The organism is Kitasatospora sp. NPDC059973 (genome assembly GCF_042737525.1).
Lineage (GTDB): Bacteria > Actinomycetota > Actinomycetes > Streptomycetales > Streptomycetaceae > Kitasatospora.
Genome location: NZ_JBHWUI010000078.1, coordinates 17,304 through 39,954 on the forward strand (window position 1 = coordinate 17,304; position 22,651 = coordinate 39,954).

Annotated in this window: 16 protein-coding genes and 3 pseudogenes; 7 read left to right on the plus strand and 12 right to left on the minus strand. The window is 73.1% G+C overall.

Annotation, left to right across the window (positions count from 1 at the left end):
- Window positions 1-482 precede the first annotated feature (482 nt).
- Window positions 483-1,739: a serine/threonine-protein kinase gene (locus tag ACFWA9_RS21730; protein ID WP_380389036.1), complete on the plus strand. Its 1,257-nt coding sequence runs from the start codon at window positions 483-485 to the stop codon at window positions 1,737-1,739.
- Window positions 1,740-2,059: 320 nt separating this feature from the next.
- Here ACFWA9_RS21730 and ACFWA9_RS21735 read toward each other — a convergent pair whose 3' ends face one another.
- The 4 genes and pseudogenes from ACFWA9_RS21735 to ACFWA9_RS21750 all read right to left on the minus strand — a co-directional run.
- Complete coding sequence (locus ACFWA9_RS21735; protein ID WP_380389038.1) at window positions 2,060-2,242, minus strand: hypothetical protein; 183 nt, start codon at window positions 2,240-2,242, stop codon at window positions 2,060-2,062.
- 165 nt (window positions 2,243-2,407) lie between these two features.
- Window positions 2,408-2,755: a VOC family protein gene (locus tag ACFWA9_RS21740; RefSeq protein ID WP_380389039.1), complete on the minus strand. Its 348-nt coding sequence runs from the start codon at window positions 2,753-2,755 to the stop codon at window positions 2,408-2,410.
- Between the two features lie 227 nt (window positions 2,756-2,982).
- Window positions 2,983-3,516, minus strand: a complete 534-nt coding sequence (locus ACFWA9_RS21745; RefSeq protein ID WP_380389041.1) for a hypothetical protein — start codon at window positions 3,514-3,516, stop codon at window positions 2,983-2,985.
- Between the two features lie 183 nt (window positions 3,517-3,699).
- Window positions 3,700-3,860, minus strand: a pseudogene (locus tag ACFWA9_RS21750) (LLM class F420-dependent oxidoreductase); the annotation flags it as partial.
- A gap of 373 nt (window positions 3,861-4,233) precedes the next feature.
- Between ACFWA9_RS21750 and ACFWA9_RS21755 the strand changes: the two are divergent.
- Entirely contained in the window at window positions 4,234-4,479 is a 246-nt protein-coding gene (locus tag ACFWA9_RS21755) for a DUF2945 domain-containing protein (RefSeq protein ID WP_352292552.1), read from the plus strand.
- A gap of 459 nt (window positions 4,480-4,938) precedes the next feature.
- On the plus strand, window positions 4,939-5,796 hold the full coding sequence (locus ACFWA9_RS21760; protein ID WP_380389043.1) for a hypothetical protein: 858 nt from the start codon (window positions 4,939-4,941) through the stop codon (window positions 5,794-5,796).
- An 822-nt stretch (window positions 5,797-6,618) separates the two neighbouring features.
- On the opposite strand, the gene ACFWA9_RS21765 is transcribed toward ACFWA9_RS21760, so the two are convergent.
- Together ACFWA9_RS21765 and ACFWA9_RS21770 are read right to left on the minus strand one after the other, a co-directional pair.
- A complete protein-coding gene (locus tag ACFWA9_RS21765; RefSeq protein ID WP_380389045.1) occupies window positions 6,619-7,533 on the minus strand; it encodes an oxygenase MpaB family protein in 915 nt (304 codons plus the stop codon).
- Between the two features lie 384 nt (window positions 7,534-7,917).
- Window positions 7,918-9,048: pseudogene (locus tag ACFWA9_RS21770) on the minus strand (PucR family transcriptional regulator); the annotation flags it as partial.
- A 132-nt stretch (window positions 9,049-9,180) separates the two neighbouring features.
- Here ACFWA9_RS21770 and ACFWA9_RS21775 point away from each other — a divergent pair.
- Together ACFWA9_RS21775 and ACFWA9_RS21780 are read left to right on the plus strand one after the other, a co-directional pair.
- On the plus strand, window positions 9,181-10,191 hold the full coding sequence (locus ACFWA9_RS21775; RefSeq protein WP_380389064.1) for a ferredoxin reductase: 1,011 nt from the start codon (window positions 9,181-9,183) through the stop codon (window positions 10,189-10,191).
- 7 nt (window positions 10,192-10,198) lie between these two features.
- Complete coding sequence (locus tag ACFWA9_RS21780; RefSeq protein WP_380389047.1) at window positions 10,199-11,323, plus strand: fatty acid desaturase family protein; 1,125 nt, start codon at window positions 10,199-10,201, stop codon at window positions 11,321-11,323.
- A gap of 33 nt (window positions 11,324-11,356) precedes the next feature.
- Here the strand turns inward: ACFWA9_RS21780 and ACFWA9_RS21785 are convergent, their stop codons facing one another.
- The gene (locus ACFWA9_RS21785) at window positions 11,357-12,550 is read right to left on the minus strand and encodes an ROK family protein (RefSeq protein ID WP_380389049.1); all 1,194 of its coding nucleotides are present in this window, start codon (window positions 12,548-12,550) and stop codon (window positions 11,357-11,359) included.
- 73 nt (window positions 12,551-12,623) lie between these two features.
- Window positions 12,624-14,054, minus strand: coding sequence for a xylulokinase (gene xylB, locus ACFWA9_RS21790; protein ID WP_380389051.1), 1,431 nt, complete (start codon window positions 14,052-14,054; stop codon window positions 12,624-12,626).
- A gap of 96 nt (window positions 14,055-14,150) precedes the next feature.
- Here xylB and xylA point away from each other — a divergent pair, with 96 nt between their 5' ends.
- Entirely contained in the window at window positions 14,151-15,323 is a 1,173-nt protein-coding gene (xylA, locus tag ACFWA9_RS21795; protein ID WP_380389053.1) for a xylose isomerase, read from the plus strand.
- Between the two features lie 134 nt (window positions 15,324-15,457).
- Here xylA and yjfF read toward each other — a convergent pair whose 3' ends face one another.
- The 4 genes from yjfF to ACFWA9_RS21815 all read right to left on the minus strand — a co-directional run bounded on the left by yjfF (window position 15,458) and on the right by ACFWA9_RS21815 (window position 20,083).
- The gene (gene yjfF, locus ACFWA9_RS21800; RefSeq protein WP_380389055.1) at window positions 15,458-16,429 is read right to left on the minus strand and encodes a galactofuranose ABC transporter, permease protein YjfF; all 972 of its coding nucleotides are present in this window, start codon (window positions 16,427-16,429) and stop codon (window positions 15,458-15,460) included.
- Window positions 16,426-17,511: an ABC transporter permease gene (locus ACFWA9_RS21805; RefSeq protein ID WP_380389057.1), complete on the minus strand. Its 1,086-nt coding sequence runs from the start codon at window positions 17,509-17,511 to the stop codon at window positions 16,426-16,428. Before ACFWA9_RS21805 ends, yjfF begins: the two co-directional genes overlap by 4 nt.
- Window positions 17,508-19,031, minus strand: a complete 1,524-nt coding sequence (locus ACFWA9_RS21810; RefSeq protein WP_380389058.1) for a sugar ABC transporter ATP-binding protein — start codon at window positions 19,029-19,031, stop codon at window positions 17,508-17,510. The genes ACFWA9_RS21805 and ACFWA9_RS21810 overlap by 4 nt, the downstream gene beginning before the upstream one ends.
- Before the next feature lie 68 nt (window positions 19,032-19,099).
- Window positions 19,100-20,083, minus strand: coding sequence for an ABC transporter substrate-binding protein (locus tag ACFWA9_RS21815; RefSeq protein ID WP_380389060.1), 984 nt, complete (start codon window positions 20,081-20,083; stop codon window positions 19,100-19,102).
- A 985-nt stretch (window positions 20,084-21,068) separates the two neighbouring features.
- Here ACFWA9_RS21815 and ACFWA9_RS21820 point away from each other — a divergent pair.
- Window positions 21,069-22,538: pseudogene (locus ACFWA9_RS21820) on the plus strand (endo-1,4-beta-xylanase); the annotation flags it as partial.
- Window positions 22,539-22,651: the final 113 nt, after the last annotated feature.

Genomic DNA, 22,651 nt, shown 5'->3' on the forward strand with positions numbered 1-22,651 from the left:
CTTGACCCACCGTCGTGTGACGGCGACGTCCGGAGCATAGGAGTGATCCAAAATGTCATCGATGCATCAAACGACGGCAAAGGATCATCAAAGACCGACCAGTCGTCCGCCCTGCCCGGTCGTTGTTCGGCCAAGGTTCACGCAGCCGTGATCATGGCTCGACCTGCCTCTCTCAGCCGCTGCCACCCGAGTTCAGGAGCCCCCTCCCCCGGGAGAGCGCGCTCCGCGCGTTTCCCGGGGGACGACATCGCCGGGCGCAGGCCGATGCCGCCCAGGAACGCGCGCGCTCCCGCGATCGGAGCAAGCACTCGCACCGTGCCAAGGGTCTGGCGACCCGGGCAGTCGGGCTCGCCACCCCGCCTCGTGCCGCGCCCACCCGGCCCGGCGACCGCTGTCGATCCGCCCCGTGTCCACCCGGGATCCCCGGGTAGGCGGCCAAGGGCGCGTCCCGCAGGCGCGAGGATCCAGCATCGGAGAGCGACATGACCGTGACGGCCAGCAGGAGCACCGGGACACTGTTCGCGGGCCGGTACCGGGTGGACTCGGTCCTGGGGCGCGGCGGCGGCGCGGACGTGCTGCGGGCCGTGGACGAACGGCTCAACCGGGCCGTCGCCCTCAAGATCCCCCGCCCGGACGCGACGGCCGACACCGTCCGGCGGTTCGCCACCGAAGCGCGGATGCTGGCCCGCCTGAGCCACCCCGGGCTGATCGAGGTGTACGACTACGGCTCCGTGGCGGAGCAGCCCTACCTGGCGTTGGAGCTGGTGGAAGGTCCCACCCTGGCAGCGGTCCTGCGGTCCGGCCCGTTGCCGGCCGCCGACGTCCGACGCCTGGGGCGGGACCTGGCGCAGACCCTCGCCTTCGTCCACGCCCACGGGATGGTCCACCGGGACGTCAAACCGTCCAACGTGCTCGTCGACGCCGCCGGCCGCCCGCGGCTGGCGGACTTCGGCGCCGCCCGGCTCCTCGACCGGCAGGCCTCGTCCGGCGACGAGGCACTCACCTGCACCGGGCTGATCGTCGGGACCCCGGCCTACCTGGCACCGGAGCAGATCCGCGGCCGGGGAGCCCTGGCGTCCGCCGACATATACGCCCTGGGCCTGCTCCTGATCGAATGCCTGACCGGGCACCGCGAGTACACCGGCGCCCCCATCGAAGCCGCCGCCGCCCGGCTCCACCGCCCGCCCGCCATCCCGCCCCACCTGCCCGCAGACCTGGCGGCCGTCCTGCGCCGGATGACCGACATGGACCCCGACCACCGCCCGCCGGCGGCGACCTGCGCCCGGCTGCTCGCCGCACCGCCGCCCGCGACGGAACCGGCCGCGGCCGGGACCGCGGTCGTACCGCGACCGTCGAGGAGGCCGCACGTCGCCGCTCCCCGGCCCGTCCTCCTGCTGGCGGCCTCCGTGCTGGCGCTGGCGGGTGCGGGAGGCAGCACGGCCTTCGTCAACGACCCGCCGAGGGCGCTCCCGGCCCCCGCCGCGGTGCCTTCGGCACCCCCGTCCACCGCACCCGCAGCCGTACCCGCACCGGCACCGGCACCCGCAGCCACGGAGGTCGCCCCGAGCACGCCGCCCGCGGCCCCCGCCTCCGCGCCGACCGTCGGTCCCGTCGCCCAGCCGGCCGCCCCCGCGCCCACCGCCGCACCCGCCCGGTCCTCCGCCGGCCACGGGAGCGAGGACAAGCAGAAGCAGCAGGGCCGGAAGAACGACGGCCCCCACGGGAAGAAGCCCAAGTAGCGACCGTCCCGGCCGGCGCCCCGAGGTGCCGGCACCTCGACCACCCGCTCCCCGCACCCGGACCTGCCTGCGCGAACACCGTCACCTCGCCCGGAGAGAAGGCGGACCAGGCGGCTGCCGACGTCGAACGCGGATCCCGGGACGGACGGCCTCCCCGCGTCGTCGACCGCCGGCGTTCCCCGGCCTCCTCGACCGAGGCGCCTCCCGGTCCTACGGCCTGCCGGGATGCGGCCGGCCGGGGCCGTCGTCGGTGGGCAGGCCCCGGATGGCCCGGGCGATGGCGGGGCGGAGGTCGTCAAGACTGTGGTCCGCGCCGAGGATCATGCGACGGAGCTGAGGCATGGCCAGGGTCCAGCCGACCAGGCCGGAGTGAAGAACAGGCGGGTGCGGGGATCGGCGTCGCCGTCCGTGGCCCGGGCCGCGTCGATCTTGTCCTGGTAGTGCCGGGTGCGGTCCTGTTCGCCGGGAACGGGCTGGTCCCCGAGTTCGAGGGCTTCCCACATCAGCAGACGCAGAGCCTCGGGGTGGGCGATCTCCGGCGCAGGACACTAGTGACACCCCGTCACCCTGTCTACGCGATCGGCGGATCCCGGGCGGTGCCGGACACGCCCGAGCGGTGCCGCGCGACGCCTGGCGGGACCAGCCCGATCGCCGCGCGGGACGCACCGTCAGCGGTGACCCAGCACGTTGACCACGCGCCCGCTGGGGTCGCGGACGAAGAACCGTCGCACGCCCCACTCCTCGTCCTGCAAGGGGTGAACGATCTCGGCACCGCTCTCCCGCATGAGCGCGTAGGCCGCGTCCACGTCGTCCACCTCGACGCTCATGTCGGGTGTGACCGGCGCGGTCCTGTCCTTCGTCATGACGCTGATCTGCGCCGCCGGGCTGGCCGGGGAGGCGAGCGTCATGATCCAGCCGTGGTTCATGACCTCCTCGAAGCCCAGCAGGCCGTAGAACTGCCGACTCTCCTCCGCGGCCTCCGACCGGATGTTGGGAACGACACGGCGAACGGTCATCGACGGCTCCAAATGCGAGTGGACCTCTGGTTCTCCCAGGAGTACTACGGAACGCTGGCCACCGCGCGCACGTTCCGGCCCCCGGGCTGCCCGGGGGTCGGAACCGCGCTGCCGTGGCCCGCCCGGGCGGCCCACGGCGGCGGGTGAGAGCCGCAGGCCGCCCGGAGCGAGCGCGACCGCGCTGCGCAACCCGGGCGGCCGGTGCCGGGCGGTCCTTCAGGGGCGCGTCAGGCCCGGCGGCGGGAAAGCGCCACGACAGCGGCGGCGACGAGCATGGCGGCACCGGCGGCGGCCAGGACCGGCCCGGCGTACCGGGCGGACTGGAGCACCACGTCCCGGGCCGGGCCCTCCCCGTCGCGCGCGACCGCCGACCCGGCCGTGTCGGTGAAACCCGCGAAACCCGCCTTCGCCCGCACCGCCCCGGCGCGCAGGCTGTCGGTGGCCCCGCCGAGCCCCTCCTCCACGGCGTGCCGGGCCTGGTCCGCGCCGTGGCCGACGAGTTCCCGGGCGTGCTCGGCGGTGTGGCTGACGCGCTCCCGTGCGTCGGCCACACCGTGGCTGACCCGTTCCCGGGCCTGCTCGGTGCTTCGGAGCACGCGTTCCCGGGCCTGTTCGGCTGCATCGCGCGCCCGGGCTGCGACGTCGCTGCCGGCTTCGGGCTCCTCGCCCGTGTCGGCGAGACGGTCGCGGGCCTCCTCGGCCTGCGAACTCAGCTCCGCCATGGTGCGGGCAGACTCATTGGTGCTGTGGTCGGCGTCCATCGGGGCACACTCCTCGGTCACGTCGATGTGTCGGTCACGTCGATGTCGGTCAGGTGGACGGGGCGGTCAGCTGGACGGGGGCAGGGGCGGTCGTGCGGTTGACGTCAGCGCAGAGCCGGCGGGCAGGTTCTCCCAGACGGACGCGGCCCGGTGGGGCCCGGGCGTGGGACGGGAACCGCGCCACAGCTCACGCAGGGCGGGGAGCAGGGTGCGCTGGGACCAGTCGAGGAAGACCTCCCGGTGGTCCCCGCCGCCTGGACCGGCGCCACCTCGTCGAACCCCGCGTCGGCGTACGCCCGGACCGCTTCGACGAAGCCCTCGACGCGGTCGCCGCAGGGAGCCGCGAGGAATCGACTCGGCGACGTGTCCAGCCACGGAGAGTAGTCGTCGGAGATGGCAGCGAAGTCGTAGCCCGTCTGCATGGCGTGGACGACGTCCCGCACCAGCTGCCGGGGGCCGGCCCGCCCGCTCATCACCGTGTAGCCGAATCTCACCATGTCCGGACGCCTGCCCGGGTCCCGCAGAACCACACTTCCTTGCCGGTCGATCGGCCCGAGATGGGGCAGGCGACCCACGCCGCACGACCGACCGCCGCGCCGGGGCAGCGGACGGCTGGAGCTCCACGCTCCCCGTCGGGGCCCGCGAGATTCGCTTCGGCCGAGGATGGGCACACGCCCGGTCGGACCCACGACGCGGTCGGAGCCGGGAGGACGCACCATGACGACCAAGTCCCACGCCACCGGGAACGGGAGAAAGCGGCTGCGGCGAGGCGACCACGTCTCCTGGCGTAGTCACGGAACCACCGTGACCGGCCGGGTCGAGCGGGAGATCACCTCGCGGGTCGAGGCCGCGGGCCGGACGGTCGACGCCTCACCCGAGGAGCCGCAGTACGAGGTGCGCAGCTCCGCCTCCGGGCGGACGGCCGTACACCGGCCGTCGGCCCTGCGCCGGCGGAAGGACTGACCGGACACGGCGGCGCCGGCACGCACCGCTCGCCCTGACGGCGCGTCAGCAAGAGCGGCTTCAGCCAGAGCGGCGTCAGCAAGAGCGTCGGCGGGTCGCCCTCCGAGAGGAACGCGAGCACGCCATCAGGCTTGCAGCGTGAGTCGGCGAGGTCGAAGAGGGACCCGAGCGCGGGCCGGCAGGACCGCGCGGAGGCCTCGTGCCCGGCCCAGGTCCGGTATCGGCCGAGCGGGCCGCCGCCCGGCCGCTCATGGTGGAGCACTGGCCCGCCGACGAGGAGTACCGGGCGAGGAACGCCGGGAGATCCCGGTGGTCGTGATCGAGCCGAGGGCGTTCGGTCGGCCGACGGGCCGCCGGGGGCCCGGCCGGGCGGCCCGGCTCGACGCCGTCGTCCGGCGGGGACTGTCCCCTCCCGGCGGTAGGGTCGTGCCGCCGACGCACCGACCGAGGGGGCCCCTGATGACCGACCGCACGACCGACCGCGCCGCGAGCACGCCCAGCGCGGCCCAGGGCGCCGGCAGCGCCGCCGGCGACGACGCCGTACGGACCGCGGGGCGGCTGCGGCGGGTGGCGGAGTCCTCCGAGGGGCTGGTGGTCCTGGACCCGGGGATCAGCAACGAGGAGATGGACGGCTGGCCGGCGCCGGTGCCCGAGGAGATCCGCGCGCTGCTGCGGGTCGTCGGGGGCGTGCGGATCACGGTCTCGCGGTCCGCGGTCAACCACCACCTGTCGATCGAGCACGTCGACCTGGGCCACCCCTTCAACCGGGGCTGCTACCCGGCCGGTGACAGCAGCTGGTACGTGGAGCACGCCGGCGGCGCCGGCACCCACTGGTTCGTCTACCTCGACCACGGCGACGGCCACACCTACGTGGACGTCGACCGGGTCACGGGGGCGTGGGGCCCGGTCTTCCGTTTCTGGGACGCCACCGACTCCGTGCGCGTGGCGCCGTCGCTGACCGCCTGGCTGGAGCGCCTCGCCGACTGCCTGGAGGAGGCACTCGCCGCGGCCCGGGCCGAGGCCGGACCCGGCGCCGCCATCGAGGTCAGGACGTTCGGCCGACACTTCGGCGATCGGTGGCCGGACCCGGAGCGGGAGGCGACGACGGTGGAGCCGGTCACCGCCGCGGCGGCCCGGGTGAGCGGTGACCCCCTGCTGCGCGAGGCCGCAGCGGCCCTGCCCGACGACGCCCTGCTCGCCGATCTGCGGTCCGTCACCGGCCCCGCCGCCGTCGACTTCCCGCTGCCGGTGAGCTGCCGCTACGCCCGCTGGTCGGCCGGGGCCCTGCTGTCCGCCACCGCGTGGGACGGCGAATAGCTCCGAGGGGCGGGGCCGTCGGCCCACTTGGCTGAATCTCGCCCCCGGTCGGCGGGCCGACGCCCGTGTGGTCCCGGCCGCGCGGGGAACGCGGGCTCCCGGACGGCGCCGGACACGAGGTCCGGCGCCGCACGGCTGGACGAGAGAGGGCGATCCTCATGATGGCGACAGTGGCGGTGCTGGCTCTGACGATCCTGCTCTTCAGTGCCGGACTCGGTCTCACCGTGGCGGTGGCTGGCCTGGCGAATCGGTTCGGGCGGTCGGCCGCGCGCCGCCGGCGATGACCGGTGGGCGACCGACCCCGCCGGCAGGGGCCGCCCGTGCAGGACGGAGGAGAGCGCCGCAGCGCACCCCGCCAGGAACCAGGCCAGGCGGCCGTGGGTGCGGGCCAGGCCGATCACCGGAACGGCGAGCGCCTCGCGCCGCCGTTCCAGCCGCCGGGGCTCCACCGCAGCCTCCCGGCCGGCCACCCCCGGCAGGCGGCCAGCGCCCGGTCCTCCGGCGTGAGGTCCCCACTGCCGTCCCGAGCTGCTGAGGTCGCTGTCCACCCCCTTCCCCCCGGTCAGGGCGGGGGGTCGCGATGGCCGCCCGGCCGCGGGCCGCGGACGGACTCCGGACACTGCGCCTCCCGACCCTCCCGGTACGGCGCCTGGCGCAGGAGGAGTTCAGCGAACCCGGCCACCGGTCTGATCCTGGCCGTGATCGGCGGGGTCCTCCGGGCGGCGGCCGCCGCCACTACCGGTAGACGCCGGGTGTCCACCCCCTCGGGGCACCGGGGGGTGGTCAGAGGTCCTGCTCAGAGGCCCTGGTCAGAGGCCCTGGTCAGGTCGGGACGCCCGGGTCCACCCGCCGACCCGCCTCGCCCCCGGGCGGGCGGGTCATCGCCCACCTGATCCCCCTGGTCACGGTGGCCGCGCCCAGCCGGACCGCAGGTCCCTCCACCACCGGCAGGGAGGGCAGGCGGAGTTCCCGCCGCGCCCACCCCGGCAGCAGCGAGACCGCGCCGGCCGCGAGCAGCCCGTACGGCGGGCGGACCACCCACGGCAGGGGCGGCCGGAGGAGGATGAACCGCGCCGCGTCGAGGGCCGCCCTGGTCCGGTGCAACTCGGCGCGGTACGCCGCGAGGACGGCGGCGAGCTGCCGCTGGTCGCGCGGCGGGTCGACGACACCCAGCGCGGCGGCCACGACGGCGGCGTCGGCCACGTAGCCGTCATAGGCCTCGTCGTCCAACGGCCTTTCTCCGTAGGCCCGGTGGGCACGGAGGAAGCTGTCGACCTCGGCGGCGTGCACCCAGCCGAGCAGGTGTGGATCACCGGCCCGGTACGCCTCCCCCGAGACACTGGTGCCGCGGACCCGCTCGTGCACCGCCCGTACGTGGTCGACCGCCTGCTGCGCGTCGGCCGCCGGCCCGAACGTGGTGACCGCGAGAAACGTGCTGGTGCGCTGGAGCCGGCCCCACGGATCGCCCCGGTAGCCGGAGTGCGCCTCGACGGCGGCCATCGCCAGCGGGTGCAGCGACTGCAGCAGGAGCGCCCGGAGTCCGCCGACGAACATCGAGGCGTCTCCGTGGACGACCCGGATGGGCCGGTCCGGGCCGAACCACCGGGGGCCCGGCGCCTCGTGGATCCGGCTCCGGGTGGCCGGGCCCTGCGGCCCGGCCACCCGGGCGAACAGTTCCGCGCCGGCGCGCTGCCGGATCGCGGCGAGGGCCGGGATGCCGGAGATGCCATCGGTCATACCTGCCACTGTAGTTCCGCGCCGCGCCGACGGGCCGCCGCCGACGGGCCGCGCCACCGGCCGGGCCGGTCGCGCGACGATCCCCGCTCCCGGCGGCAGGGACCACGGACTGGGGTGAGGGCCCGTGGAGAGCCGGGCGGGGTCGGCTCGCCGGGGTCCGTCGGAGCGGGCGCACCGGCGCCCGGAGCGGCGGTGTACGTGCCGTTCCCGTCGTCGCCGGTGCCGGAGACGGTACGGACTCAGGGGTCCGCACTGGGCACCGCACGCGGCCGGCCACGCACCTCACCTGGGAAGACGTGGCCCGGCCTTCGGCCTGGGAATCGCTTCTGATTCCTGGCCCGCGCGCGGACGCGGTCGTGGACGCCCGGAGTGCGCGTCAGCCGGCCGAAGACCCACCGCCAGGGTGAGTTCAAGGACCCGGTACGGCGATGCGAGATCCGGGAACAGCTCCCGCAGCTGCGACATCCGGTACCGGACTGTCTGGGGATGGACGAACAGCGCCGCCGCCACCTCGTCCCGCCTGCCCTGGTGCAGCAGCCAGGCTCGCAGCGTCTCCTCCAGCCGCCGCGCGGTCGCGACGGGCAAGGTCCGCAACGGTGCGAGCGCGCGGGCACGCAGGTCTGAGAACGCGTCCATGTCGGCGCTCAGCACCAGCTCGGGCAGGTGGGCCTCAGTGTCGCGGATGTCGGAGGAGAGGGAGCGCGCGCGTACGGCTCGCGCGTACGAGGCGCACGCACGAGTCCACGGCCGGGCCGGGCCGACCACGGCGGTGCGGTCGGCCAGCTGCCGCAGGAGATGCGCTCGATCGGCATCGGGAACGAGCAGCACACCGGTGGCGTCCGGCAGATCATCGAGGACGAGGGTGCCCGGGTCGAGCGCGCGGTAGGCAGGCCGGGCCTGGGCCGCGGGCAGCAGGACCGCGGTCAGCGACGTCGGAGGGTGCCACCCGGCCCGTTGAACAGCGGCCAGCAGCACGTCCGGGCTCGCGTCGGCGAGGAGGTCGCGGGCCAGGTGTTCCAGGTGGCGCTCGCGGGCCCTGCCCCGAGCCGCCAGTTCGTCGGCGTGGCCCGCGGCGCTCGCGGCGGAGAGCTCGTCGATGTAGGCGAAGGTCAGCTCGGCGAACTTGGCGACCTCGGCGGCGGGCAGGCCGACGGGTACGGCACCCGCTGCCAGACATCGCCAGGCCACGCGGGCGCCGACGCGGTAGGCGCTGAGCAGGGCGTCCATCGATCGGCCGTCGCGCACCTCGCCGCGGCCCAGCTCGTAGGCTGCGTCACCGGCGTCGCCGCCCGTGGCATTCCCGCTCGCGAGGTCCAGGTAGTGGCCCAGGGCGGTGCGGACGGCTCGGCGGATGGTGCCGCCCATGCGGCCCGAAAGGGCGTTCGCGTAGGGAGGGACCTCGTCGATGATCGCCTGGACGACCTCGTCGGCGGTGGCCCTCAGCGCGGCCCGAAGCGCGGTGACCGTCGTCTCATCCAGGACCAGCTCGCTGGCCCTCCGGATTGCTTGACTCACGCTTTTGTTCCCTGCGAACAATTCGGTCGACCAGATTCACGTCCTACGGTCAGGACTTTACACCCTGAGGCGCAGCAAGCTGGAGTCATGACGAGTGCAGCCCTCCGCAAGAGGGCGTGGAAACTGCTGGAGATGGTCACGACGCCGCTGCTGCCGTCGGACTACCTCGACCTGGTCAGCCCGCTGCGTGCGGGCGCCGACCTGCGCGGGCGCATCGAGGCCGTGCACCCCGAGACGGGTGACGCCGCGACCGTCGTGATCAGGCCGGGGCGGGGCTGGCGCGGCCACGCGGCCGGTCAGTACGTGCGGATCGGGGTCGACGTCGACGGGAGGCGCCTGTGGCGCGCCTACTCCATCACCTCGCCGACGGACCGCCAGGACGGCCGGATCACGATCACCGTGAAGGCGATCCCGGACGGCAAGGTCAGCAAGCACCTGGTCCGCAGGGCGACACCGGGCACGCTGGTCCAGCTCGACCAGCCGACCGGTGACTTCGTGCTGCCGCACGCCAAGCCCGCCAAGGTGCTCTACCTGACGGCCGGCAGTGGCATCACGCCCGTGATGGGCATGCTGCGCGACATCGAGTTGGATGACGTCGTCATGGTCCACTGTGCGCCGCGGCCCCAGGACGTGATCTTCCGCGACGAGCTGCACGGCCTGGTCGCGGACGAGAAGCTGCGCCTCGCCGAGGTGCACAGCGCCACGGACGGCAAGCTCGACCTCGCCCGCCTCGGCGAACTCGTGCCCGACTGGGCCGAGCGCGAGACCTGGGCCTGCGGGCCCGCGGGCCTGCTCGACGCCGCGGAGGAGCACTGGAGCGAGCACGGCGTCCGGGAGCGCCTGCGCACCGAACGCTTCCGACCCCGCATCGTCGTGGCCGGCGACGGCGGCGAGGTCACGTTCAGCGCCACCGGCACGACGGTCGACGCGGACGGCGCCACGCCGTTGCTGGACATCGGCGAGGAGGCCGGCGTGCTCATGCCCTCCGGGTGCCGCATGGGCATCTGCTTCGGCTGCGTCACGCCGCTCAAGGCGGGCGCCGTCCGCGACCTGCGCACCGGCGAGATCACCGAGGCCGAGCCGGGCGTCCTCATCCAGACCTGCGTGTCCGCCGCGGCGGGCCCCTGCGACATCGAACGGTAGACGCACCTTGACCGCCATCGACCCCACCGTCCACCTGACCGCGCAGCAGATCGAGGAGCTCGGCCGCGAGCTGGACGCGATCCGCGACGAGGTGATCGCCGACCGCGGCGAGAAGGACGCCGCCTACATCCGCAAGGTCATCTCGGCGCAGCGCAAGCTCGAGCTGGCCAGCAGGGGCGTGCTGCTGTTCTCGGTCTTCCCGCCCGCGTGGCTGCTCGGCACCGCCGGCCTGTCCGTGGCGAAGATCATGGACAACATGGAGATCGGCCACAACGTCCTGCACGGCCAGTGGGACTGGATGCGGGACCCGAAGATCCACTCCACCACCTGGGAGTGGGATCACGTCTCGCCGGCCGAGCAGTGGAAGCACTCGCACAACGAGTTGCACCACACGTACACCAACGTGATCGGCAAGGACAACGACCTCGGCTACGGCATCATGCGCGTCGACGAGGACCAGACGTGGCACCCGGCCCACCTCGGCCAGCCGCTGTGGAACTTCCTCAACGCCTGCTTCTTCGAGTACGGCATCGCGGCGTACGACCTGGAGCTCGGCAAGAACCTGCACAAGCGCCGCCGCAAGGACCCGGAGTTCCGCGCGCGGGCCAAGGCCGTGGGCCGCAAGATCCGCAAGCAGGTGCTCAAGGACTACGTGATCCACCCCCTGCTGTCAGGCCCGTCGTTCCTCACCACGCTCGCCGCCACGTTCACCGCGAACCTGGTCCGCAACATCTGGTCGCACTCGGTGATCATGTGCGGGCACTTCCCCGAGGGCGTACAGGTCTTCGAGCGCCGGTCGATCAAGGGCGAGACACGCGGCCAGTGGTACCTGCGCCAGATGATGGGCTCGGCGAACATCAGCGGCAGCAGGGCCATGCACTTCATGACCGGCAACCTGTCGCACCAGATCGAGCACCACCTGTTCCCGGACCTGCCGAGCAACCGGTACGCCGAGGTCGCGGTGAAGGTGCGCGCGCTGTTCGAGAAGTACGAGCTGGAGTACGTCACCGGGCCGCTGCCCGAGCAGGTGTTCTCCGCGTGGCACAAGGTCTTCCGGCTCTCGCTGCCCACCAAGAAGCCCAAGGTCACGACCCCGGCCGGGCACGCGAGGGTCGTGGTCGAGCACGGCTGACCCGGTGACGGCCCCGGGACGCTCCCCGGGCCGTCAGCCGACGGACAGCAGGGTCGGGTCCGCCATGATCCGGCGGATCGTGGTCTGCGCCGCGCCCAGCACGGGTCCGCGACGCCCCAGGGCGGACGAGCGCAGCGCCTCCGGGGGCCAGGGCCGGACGGTGACCCGGTCGGTGAGTTCGGCACGGACGGACGGCAGCAGCCACGCGGCCAGTTCGGCGTAGGTGCCGCCGAGGACGAGGCCGTCCGGGTCGATGAGGTCGACGGCGGAGGTGAGGGCGAGGCCGAGGGCACGGCCGGCGCGGTCCAGGGCCGCCAGGGTCGGCGGGTGCCCGGCACCGGCCCGCTCGGCCAGCAGGGCGACCGGGTCGCCGGCCGCCGCGGGTCCGGCCGGACCCGGGTCGTGCTGGGCGAGACCGGCCTCTCGCAGCACGGCCGCCTGGCCCGCGTACTGCTCCAGGCAGCCGCGCGCGCCGCAGACGCACCGGAGGCCCTCCGGGTGCACGGGGATGTGGCCGAGTTCGCCGGCGAAGCCGCGGGCGCCGCGGAACACCTGCCCGTCGATGACCAGGGCGGCGCCGATCCCGGCGTCCGCGGAGACGTGCACGAAGGTCTCCGCGGCCTGCTCGGCGTTCCAGTACTCGGCCAGAGCCCCGAGGTTGGCCTCGTTCTCCGGCTCGGGCGCGGTGTCCGGATCGGGCCAGTGGTCGGCGACGCGGACGGTGTGCCAGCCGAGGTTGGGCGCGCGATCGACCTGTCCGACGGGTTCGTTCGGCACCACCCCGGGCACGGCCAGGACCCGGCCCTCGACGCGGAGGCCGAGGTCGCGGGCCTCGGCCTCCGCGTCGGCGGCCAGCGCGGCGACCTCCGCCAGCACCTGCCCGACCGGCCGGCGGGCGTTCGACCGTTCGACCCGGCGCCACACCCGGGGTTCTCCGCGCAGGTCCACGACGCACGCGCCGAGGTGCATGACGCCGATCTCCAGACCGAGGCCGGCGGGGCCCCGGTCGCTCACCGACAGCGCGCGTCCGGGGCGGCCGACCCGTCCGTCGGGGGCGGTCTCCGTCTCGGTCAGCGCACCCCGGCCGATCAGTTCGTCGACCAGCGAGGAGACGGCCGCCCTGGTCAGGCCGACGCGTGCGGCGACATCCGCGCGGGACAGCGGGCGGCTGAGCGGGTTGTGCGCGGCGACCGCGCCGAGGACCACGGAGAGGTTGCGCCGTCGCATGTCCTGTTGCGAAGCGGGCCCGGAGCCCCGGCCGTGACCCGTTCTGCCGACCACTCCCACGCGCGGGCCCCTCCTACCGGTCCTCGGCCGGGGCTCCCTGCAAGGCCCCGGCCCGACGCAGGGTACCGCTGATCCGTTCGAGTGCGTCCGCGTCCCGTGCCACGGGCTCCAGCACCGGGCCGTCGGCGGTGCGCCAGCGGCGGGCCACCGCGTCGGCGGGCTCGCCGGTGAGCAGGGCGGCGGCTTGGGCGGCCGCGCCGAGTGCGACCAGTTCCCGCGCGGCGGGTACCCGCACGGCCCGGCCCGAGAGCCGCAGGACGGTCCGCTGCCAGGCGCGGCCCCGGGCGCCGCCCCCGATCAGCAGCAGCGGCTCGTCGCCCGCCGGCTCCTCGCCGCCCGCGCGCAGCACCTCGTCCAGGGCGGTGAGCAGGGCGTGGGCGGCGCCGTCGTAGGCGGCTTGGAGCACCTCCCCCGGGGTGGTGTCGTGACGGAGTCCGTGGACCAGGCCGGACGCGCCGGGCAGGTCCGGTGTGCGCTCGCCGTCCAGGTAGGGCAGCACCACCACGGTGCCGCCGTCCTCGACCTCCTCGCGCCCGCGTCCGAGGAGGCCGGCGACGCGGTCGACGGCGAGGGTGCAGTTGAGCGTGCAGGCGAGCGGCAGCCAGCCGCCGAGGGCGTCGGCGAAGCCCGCGACCGTCCCGCTCGCGTCCAGCGGCCTCTTCCGGCCGACGGCGTAGACCGTCCCGGAGGTGCCGAGGCTGAGCACGGGCTGGCCGGGCCGCAGTCCCAGCCCGAGGGCGGCGGCCATGTTGTCGCCGGTTCCGGCGGCCACCAGGGCCCCCTCGCGCAGCGCCGTCCCGGGGCGGACCAGGCCGGCCGGTGCGCCCGGCACGAGGACCTGCGGCAGCAGGGCCGGGTCGAGGCCGATGCGGTCGAGGACGTCCTCGTCGTAGCCGTCCGGCCCCCACCAGCCGGTCCCCGACGCGTCGCCGCGGTCGGTCACCGCCTCCCCGGTCAGCCGCTCGGTCAGGAAGTCGTGCGGGAGGCGGACGGCCGCGACACGGTCGGCCGCGGCCGGCTCGTTGGCGCGCAGCCAGGCCCACTTGGGAGCGGTGAAGGCGGCGGTCGGCAGGCTGCCGGTGCGCCGGACGATCTCCGCCGGGCCGATCCCGGCTCGCAGCGCGGCGGCCTGGGGGGCGGACCGGACGTCGTTCCACAGCAGCACCGGGCGGACCGGTGCGCCGGCCGCGTCGAGGGTGACCAGGCCGTGCTGCTGGCCGGCGATCGAGACGGCGGACGCGCGGCCGGCCCAGCCCGTCCCCGAGACCGCCTCGTCGAGGGCCCGCCACCACTGCTCGGCATCGCTCTCCCGGCCGGCTCCCTCGCTGACGGTGTGCGGGGCTCGACCCTCGCCCAGGACCGTGCCCGTGTCGATGTCGACGGCGAGGGCCTTGGTGGACTGGGTGGAGCTGTCGACGCCGATCACGACACGCTGCTCAGCCATGCGTTCCTCCGATGGGGGTTCCTTCTGACGCCCCGGCATACTAATTTGTTGAGAGCCCTGACAAACACCCCCTCCGCACCGATCCGGAGCCGCGCCATGTCCAGCGACCCGCTCGCCCCCGCCCCCGCGCACAAGTTCACCTTCGGCCTGTGGACCGTCGGCTGGCAGGGTCGCGACCCCTTCGGCGACGCGACCCGCCCCGCCCTCGACCCGGTCGAGACCGTGCGGCGGCTGGCCGGACTCGGCGCCTACGGCGTCACCTTCCACGACGACGACCTGATCCCCTTCGGCGCGGACGACGCCACCCGTGAGGAGACCGTCAAGCGCTTCCGCGCCGCGCTGGACGCCGCCGGACTGAAGGTCCCGATGGTGACCACCAATCTGTTCACGCACCCCGTCTTCAAGGACGGTGCCTTCACCGCCAACGACCGCGGCGTGCGGCGCTACGCGCTGCGCAAGACGATCCGCAACATCGACCTGGCCGCGGAGCTCGGCGCCTCGGTCTACGTCGCCTGGGGCGGTCGCGAGGGCGCGGAGTCCGGCGCGGCCAAGGACGTGCGCACCGCGCTGGACCGGCTGAAGGAGGCCTTCGACCTGCTGGGCGAGTACGTCGAGCAGCAGGGCTACGACCTGCGGTTCGCGATCGAGCCCAAGCCCAACGAGCCGCGCGGCGACATCCTGCTGCCCACGGTCGGCCACGCCCTGGCGTTCATCAACGAGTTGGAGCGCCCCGAACGGGTCGGCGTCAACCCGGAGGTGGGCCACGAGCAGATGGCCGGGCTCAACTTCCCGCACGGAATCGCCCAGGCCCTGTGGCACGGCAAGCTGTTCCACATCGACCTCAACGGCCAGTCCGGCATCAAGTACGACCAGGACCTGCGCTTCGGCGCGGGCGACCTCCGGCAGGCCTTCTGGCTGGTCGACCTGCTGGAGTCGGCCGGCTACGACGGCCCGCGCCATTTCGACTTCAAGCCGCCGCGCACCGAGGACTTCGACGGCGTCTGGGCCTCGGCGGCCGGTTGCATGCGCAACTACCTGCTGCTGGCCGAGCGCTCCCGCGCCTTCCGGGCCGACCCGGAGGTGCAGGCCGCGCTCGCCGCGTCCCGGTTGCCCGAACTCGCCCTCCCCACCGCCCAGGACGGTCTGGCCGGCCTGCTGGCGGACCGCTCCGCCTTCGAGGAGTACGACGTCGACGCCGCCGCGCGGCGCGGCATGGCCTTCGAGCAGCTGGACCAGCTGGCCCTCGAACACCTCCTCCGGGCCCGCTGACCCCGGCCACGACGAAGCCGGGTCGTGCGAGCCGCACGACCCGGCGCCCCCCCGGTGGCCACCTCGGCCGATGGCCGCGGTCCGGTACGCACCCCGGCACGGCCGGGGCGGGCCGGCCGGGGCGGCGCGGTGTTCTACCGACGACGGACGGGGTTCAGGCGCTGGAGGACGATGAAGAAGAACAGCAGCCCGCCGATCACGATCCTGGTCCACCATGAGCTGAGGGTGCCCTGGAAGCTGATGACGGTCTGGATCAGGCCCAGCACCAGCACACCCAGCACGGTGCCCAGCAGGTAGCCGGAGCCGCCGGTGAGCAGGGTGCCGCCGATCACCACGGCGGCTATCGCGTCCAGTTCCAGCCCGACCGCGTGCAGGCCGTACCCGGAGAGCATGTAGAAGGTGAGCAGCACACCGCCGAGCGCCGAGCAGAAGCCACTGACCGCGTACACGGTGATCTTGGTCCGCCGCACCGGCAGACCCATCAGCAGAGCGGACTGCTCGCTGCCGCCGAGCGCGTACACGTTCCGCCCGAGCCGGGTGTAGTGCAGCACGACGAACCCGGCTGCCAGCACCAGCAGTGCGATCACCACACTCGGCGAGACGAACAGGTCGCCGAGCGGGATCCGGGTCTGCGCCATCGCGGTGTACGACGGATCCGTGATGGAGATCGACTCGATGCCGATCGTGTAGCACAGGCCGCGGGCCAGGAACATGCCCGCCAGCGTCACGATGAAGGGCTGGATCTCGAAGACGTGGATCACCCACCCCATCACCCAACCGCCGGCCGTGCCCATCAGCAGCACCAGCGGGATGACCACCAGCGGCGGCCAGCCGTGCCGCTCCACCAGCCAGGCGGAGACCATGGTGGACAGCGCCACCACCGCACCGACCGACAGGTCGATGCCACCGGTCAGCACGACGAAGGTCATCCCGATCGCGACCACGAGCAGGAAGGCGTTGTCGATCAGCAGGTTGAGCAGCACCTGCCCGGAGAAGAACCCGTCGTACCGCACCGAGCCGACGGTGAACATCGACACCAGCGCGACAGAGGTGACCAGCAGCGGGATCTGCTCGCGGACCCTGGTCAGCAGGGTGTTGGCGTTCACGCGCCGGCCTCCCGGTCGGTCATGGCGGCGGCGGGACTCGGCCGGACGCCGCTCCGGCGACCGGCGCCGTGCCGGACGAGGCCGGCACGGAAGTTCGGCGACTGGACCAGGCAGACCGTGATCACCACGAAGGCCTTGAAGACCAGCGTGGTCTCCGGCGGGATGCCCATGGTGTAGACGGTGGTGGCGAGGGTCTGGATGATCAGCGCGCCGAGGACGGTGCCGCCGATCGAGAACCGGCCGCCGTTGAGCGAGGTCCCGCCGATCACCACCGCGAGGATGGCGTCGAGTTCGATCCACAGCCCGGCGTTGTTGCCGTCCGCCGCCGAGACGTTCGAGGAGACCATCAGTCCGGCGACCGCCGCGCACAGCGCACTGAACACGTACACCAGTGCGACCAGGCGCGTCGCCCGGATCCCGACCAGCCGGCTGGCCACGGGATTGCCGCCGACCGACTCCAGCAGCAGGCCGAGCGCGGTGGATCGGGTGAGCAGCGCGGTGAGCAGCGCGACGAGTCCGCTGAGCAGGATCGCGAACGGCATCGCCAGCCAGTAGCCGCCGCCGATCAGCTTGTACGGCTCGCTGGTGATCGTGATGATCTGGCCGTCGGTGATCAGCTGGGCGACGCCGCGGCCCGCGACCATCAGGATCAGGGTGGCGATGATCGGCTGCACCCCGACCCGGGCCACCAGCACCCCGTTCGCGATGCCCAGCAGTACCGCCGTACCGAGCGCGATGGCGACCGCGCCGAGCACCGTGCCAAGGCTCCCCGGGTCGGTGGCCTCGCTGATGTGCAGGCAGGCCAGCGCGCCGGCGATGGCGACGGTGGAACCGACCGAGAGGTCGATCCCACCGGTGGCGATCACCAGGGTCATGCCGAGCGACACCAGGATGAGCGGCGCTCCGAAGTGCAGGATGTCGATCGTACTGCCGTACAGATGACCGCCCTTGAGGTGGAGGGCGAAGAAGTCCGAGGTGAAGGCGAGGTTGGCGGTCAGCAGCACCGCCAGCACCGCGGCCGGCCAGAACAGCCGGTGCCGGGTCACCGCCCTCATCCTCGGGGTGGTCGGCGCCGTGGTCATTGTTCCGCTCCGCTCGCGATGGTGGCCAGGACGCGCTCCGGGGTGAGCCCGCCGTCGTTGTCGAGTTGGGCGACCATCCGGCGGTCGCGCAGCACGCCGACGCGATGGCTGAGCCGCAGCACCTCCTCCAGTTCGGCGGAGATGAACAGCACCGCCATGCCCTTCTCGGCGAGGTTCGCGACCAGCTTCTGGATCTCGGCCTTGGCGCCGATGTCGATGCCGCGGGTGGGCTCGTCCAGGATCAGCAGCTTGGGGTCGGTGATCAGCCAGCGGGCCAGCAGCACCTTCTGCTGGTTCCCGCCGCTGAGGTTGCGGACCAGCGCCTCCGGGTCGCCCGGGCGGATGTCCAGGGCGCGGATCCAGCGCAGCGCCAACTCGTCCTGCGTGGTGCGCGACAGCGGACGGGCCCAGCCGCGGGCCGCCTGTAGCGCCAGCACGATGTTCTCCCGGACGGTCAGCTCGCCGACCAGGCCCTCGGTCTTGCGGTTCTCCGAGCAGAACGCGATGCCGTGGGCGATCGCGTCGCGCGGGCCGCGCAGGTCCGTCTCGGTGCCGTTGATCCGCACGGTGCCGCGGTCCTTGTGGTCGGCGCCGAACAGCAGTCGGGCGGCCTCGGTCCGGCCGGATCCCAACAGGCCTGCCAGACCGACCACTTCACCGGGACGAAGGGCGAGGTCGTACGGTTCGACGGCGCCCCGCCGGGCCAGGCCCTCGGTCCGCAGGAAGGCCCGGTCGCTGGCCGGCACTGAGCGTCCGCGCCGCTTGCCGCCGGCGAGTTGGTCGAGCCCGGCGAGCTCGGCGCCGATCATCCGGGAGACCAGTTCGACCTGGTTGAGCTCGCTGGTCAGGTACTCGCCCTCGAGCCGGCCGTTGCGCAGCACGGTCATCCGGTCGCAGATCTCGTAGATCTGGTCGAGGAAGTGCGAGACGAACAGGATGGCGACCCCCTGGTCGCGCAACCGCCTCAGCACGGTGAAGAGTTGGCCGACCTCGTCACGGTCCAGGCTGGAGGTCGGCTCGTCCAGGATCAGCACCTTGGCGCAGACGCCCACCGCGCGGACGATGGCGACCAGTTGCTGGACGGCGATGGAGCAGCCGGCCAGCGGCGCGCCGACGTCGAGGTCCAGCTCCAGCGTACGGACCAGCTCGGCGGCCCGGCGGCGCATTTCGGCCCAGTCGATCAGGCCGAGGCGGCGCGGCTCCCGACCGATGAAGATGTTCTCCGCGACCGACAGGTTCGGGCAGAGGTTCACCTCCTGGTAGACGGTGCTGATGCCCGCCTGCTGGGCCTGCAGCGGACCGGCGATCCGCACCCGCTGCCCGGCCAGCACCACGTCGCCGCCGTCCGCCGGGTGCACCCCGGTCAGCACCTTGATCAGCGTGGACTTGCCGGCGCCGTTCTCCCCCATCAGGGCGTGCACCTCGCCGGGGAACAGCCGGAAGTCGACCCCGTCCAGCGCCACCACCCCGGGGAACTCCTTGCGGATCCCCCGCACTTCCAGGACCGGTTGCTGACGCACGCCGGTTCTCCTCTCCTCGTGCGGCCCGGCCCGCCCGAGGAGAGGCTCCCCGGGCGGGCCGGAGCCGTTCAGTACTGGCGGGTCGGCAGCGCGGCAGCGGCCTGGTCCTGGGTGAAGACGCCCTCCTGCGTCTTGATCCGCTTCGGCACCTGTTCGCCGGCCTTGACCTTCTTCACCAGGTCCATCAGCTGGTCACCGAGGAGCGGGTTGCACTCCACATCGAGGTTGATCTTGCCCTGGCTCATCGCGGTGAAGGCGTCCTTGACCCCGTCCACCGAGATGATCTTGATGTCGGCGCCCGGCTTCCTGCCGGCCTCCTCGATCGCCTGGATCGCACCGAGGGCCATGTCGTCGTTGTGCGCGTACAGCACGTCGATCTTCGGCTGGGCCTTCAGGAAGGCCTGCATGACCTCCTTGCCCTTCGCCCGGGTGAAGTCACCGGTCTGCGAGGCCGCCACCTTGAACTTCGCGTCCGCCTTGATCACGTCACCGAAGCCCGACTTGCGGTCGTTGGCCGGCGCCGAACCCGTGGTGCCCTGCAGCTCGACGATGTTCACCTCGTCGGACCTGCCCTGGTACTCCTTCACCAGCCACTCGCCGGCCTTCCTGCCCTCCTCGACGAAGTCCGAGCCGAGAAAGGAGACGTAGAGCGAGTCGTCCTTGGAGTCCACCGCCCGGTCGGTGAGGATCACCGGGATCCCGGAGTCCTTCGCCTCCTTCAGCACGGTGTCCCAACCCGACTCCACCACCGGCGAGAAGGCGATCACATCCACCTTCTGCTGGATGAACGAGCGGATCGCCTTGATCTGGTTCTCCTGCTTCTGCTGCGCGTCGGAGAACTTCAGCTCGATGCCCGCCTTCTTCGCGGACTCCTGGACCGACTTGGTGTTCGCGGTGCGCCAGCCGCTCTCCGCGCCGACCTGCGAGAAGCCCACGACGAGCTTGCGGCCGGCACCCTTGTCGGCCGAGCCTCCACCGCCGCCGGAACCGCATGCGGTGAGGACGATGACCATCGAACCGGCGACCAGGGCCGCCGCAGCTCTCTTGGACATGGTGGGACTTCCTCTCGGGGTTGTCGATCGCGCGGACGGCACCGCCGACGTGAACGTGACGCGTCGGCACCGTTTCGCTCGTGAGAGATTGTTAACGCTCACAATTGGCATCGGCAAGGCCGTCACGCCTCGTTACCCAATCTTGACCAGCCCGTCGGCCACAGCTGATGGAGTGTCAGTTCAGCGACGAAGGGAACCCCTTGACCCGGCTCTCACCCGCAGCACTCCCAGCCTTCGACCCGGGAGCGCCCACCTCGCCCGCACGGACTCCCGCCGCGCTCCACCGGAGCGCGCGCACCCTCGGGCACCATGCACCCCGAGATCACGGCCGACGAGGGCTACCGGAGCAGCGGCCGCTCCCCCATCACGCCGGCCTCCTCCACCGGCGGCGGCCGCGCCGCGACCCCCTCCGCCGGTACCCCGTGGAACGACCGCGACAACCCCAACGTCCCGGTCGGCGGCTCCGACGCGTGGGAGGTGACCGCGAAGCCCGCCGGAGAAGACCAGCTCGACCTGGAACACCGGTGCGCCCCACCCCGACGCCCGGACCCTCGTCGCCATCCCCGACGGCGCGGGCGGCAACTGGAGCATGACGATACGTCAACACCATCCGGCCGAGCGTCTCCTACGGCGTGGGCCGACGGACCGCCGCTGCGCGAAGCATTGACAACGCGCGCCGCCTGTTGAACATTAGCCTGAACACGTCAGGCAGGACGGGTACCTCTCGGGTCAATTGTTAGCGCTAACAGACCCCGGGCGGCCAGGCCGATCGCCCTTCGGCCGGACCCCGGCAACCTGTGAGCTGCGCGTCCACCGACAGCACGGCCCTTGCACGGGACCAGGCGCCACGTCCCGAACGCACACCACCCACCCTGCGCGGCAGGGGAAGGGTCCGGCCGAGTGCGCGCTCGCACAGGCGTCAGGACGAGACGTCGGCTAGCGAGCGGCGCACGGCATCCCCCACCCACAAGGAGAACGCTCCGTCATGCCATGGATCAAGCAGAAACCCCGTCTCCGCACGGTCCTGACGGCGGCCGCGTGCCTGGTCGCCGGCTCAGCCACGGCCGTCACCGCGAGCCCCGCGGCGCATGCCGCCGGGGCGACCACGCTGGGTACGGCAGCGGCCGGCAGCGGCCGCTACTTCGGCACGGCAGTGCCCGCGAGCAAGCTCGGCGACTCGACGTACACCACCGTTCTCGACCGGGAATTCACCATGGTCACCCCGGAGAACGAGATGAAGTGGGACGCCATCGAGCCCGCCCGCGGGTCGTTCAACTTCGCCCCCGCCGACTCGATCGTCAACCACGCCTCCGCGCACGGCCAGCGCATGCGCGGCCACACCCTGGTCTGGCACTCCCAACTGCCCGACTGGGTCAAGTCCATCGGCGACGCCAACACCCTGCGCAGCGTGATGAACAACCACATCACCCAGGAGATGAACCACTACAAGGGCAAGATCTACGCCTGGGACGTGGTCAACGAGGCCTTCGCGGACGGCGGCAGCGGGCAGCACCGCGACTCCGTGTTCCAGAGCGTGCTGGGCAACGGCTTCATCGAGGAGGCCTTCCGCACCGCTCGGAGCGTCGACCCCTCGGCCAAGCTCTGCTACAACGACTACAGCATCGACAACTGGACGGACGCCAAGACCCAGGGCGTCTACAGCATGGTCAAGGACTTCAAGGCCCGCGGCGTGCCCATCGACTGCGTCGGCTTCCAGAGCCACTTCGGCGCCGGCGGCCCGCCGGCCAGTTTCCAGACCACCCTGTCCAGCTTCGCCGCGCTCGGCGTGGACGTCCAGATCACCGAGCTCGACATCGCCCAGGCGTCCGCCGGCGCGTACGCCAACGCCGTCAAGGCCTGCCTCGACACCACTCGCTGCACCGGCATCACGGTGTGGGGCATCCGCGACAGCGACTCCTGGCGCACCGGCGAGAACCCGCTGCTGTTCGACAACAGCGGCAACAAGAAGGCCGCCTACAGCGCGGTGCTCACCGCGCTGGGCGGAGCCGGCGGCGGCACGCCGACCGGAGGCATCACCCCCGGCGCCGTCTACACCCTCTCCGACGTGGCCGCCGGACGCGTTCTCGACCAGCCCGCCGGACAGAACGGCAACGGCACCCCGCTCCAGGTGTGGGACGCCAGCGGCGCCACCAACCAGCAGTGGCGCGCCTCCCAGAACGGCGACGGCTCCTACACCCTCACCAACGTCGCCAGCGGCCGGGCCCTGGACGAGCCGGCCGACCGGACGGGCAACGGGACGAGGGTGGCGGTCTGGGACCCCAACGGCGGCGCCAACCAGCACTGGAAGGCCACCCGGAACGGCGACGGCTCCTACACCCTCACCAATGTCGCCAGCGGCCGGGCCCTGGAGACCCCCGGCAACCAGACCGCCAACGGCACCCCCGTCCAGATCTGGGACTCCCACGGCGGCGCCAACCAGCACTGGACCTTCAGGTGAGCTGAACCGCCGGGGGTGGGGCGGGGGGCGCCCCCGCCCCCCCCCCCAACCACCCGGGCCAACCGGGGGCACCCGGGGGCCCGACCCCCCCCGGGCCGCGGCGCGGGCCC

Coding starts and splice junctions, on each gene's coding strand:
- ACFWA9_RS21730 (WP_380389036.1), top strand. CDS start 483: ATGACCGTGACGGCCAGCAGGAGCACCGGGACACTGTTCGCGGGCCGG.
- ACFWA9_RS21735 (WP_380389038.1), bottom strand. CDS start 2,242: ATGTGGGAAGCCCTCGAACTCGGGGACCAGCCCGTTCCCGGCGAACAG.
- ACFWA9_RS21740 (WP_380389039.1), bottom strand. CDS start 2,755: ATGACCGTTCGCCGTGTCGTTCCCAACATCCGGTCGGAGGCCGCGGAG.
- ACFWA9_RS21745 (WP_380389041.1), bottom strand. CDS start 3,516: ATGGACGCCGACCACAGCACCAATGAGTCTGCCCGCACCATGGCGGAG.
- ACFWA9_RS21755 (WP_352292552.1), top strand. CDS start 4,234: ATGACGACCAAGTCCCACGCCACCGGGAACGGGAGAAAGCGGCTGCGG.
- ACFWA9_RS21760 (WP_380389043.1), top strand. CDS start 4,939: ATGACCGACCGCACGACCGACCGCGCCGCGAGCACGCCCAGCGCGGCC.
- ACFWA9_RS21765 (WP_380389045.1), bottom strand. CDS start 7,533: ATGACCGATGGCATCTCCGGCATCCCGGCCCTCGCCGCGATCCGGCAG.
- ACFWA9_RS21775 (WP_380389064.1), top strand. CDS start 9,181: ATGGTCACGACGCCGCTGCTGCCGTCGGACTACCTCGACCTGGTCAGC.
- ACFWA9_RS21785 (WP_380389049.1), bottom strand. CDS start 12,550: ATGCGACGGCGCAACCTCTCCGTGGTCCTCGGCGCGGTCGCCGCGCAC.
- xylB (WP_380389051.1), bottom strand. CDS start 14,054: ATGGCTGAGCAGCGTGTCGTGATCGGCGTCGACAGCTCCACCCAGTCC.
- xylA (WP_380389053.1), top strand. CDS start 14,151: ATGTCCAGCGACCCGCTCGCCCCCGCCCCCGCGCACAAGTTCACCTTC.
- ACFWA9_RS21805 (WP_380389057.1), bottom strand. CDS start 17,511: ATGACCACGGCGCCGACCACCCCGAGGATGAGGGCGGTGACCCGGCAC.
- ACFWA9_RS21815 (WP_380389060.1), bottom strand. CDS start 20,083: ATGTCCAAGAGAGCTGCGGCGGCCCTGGTCGCCGGTTCGATGGTCATC.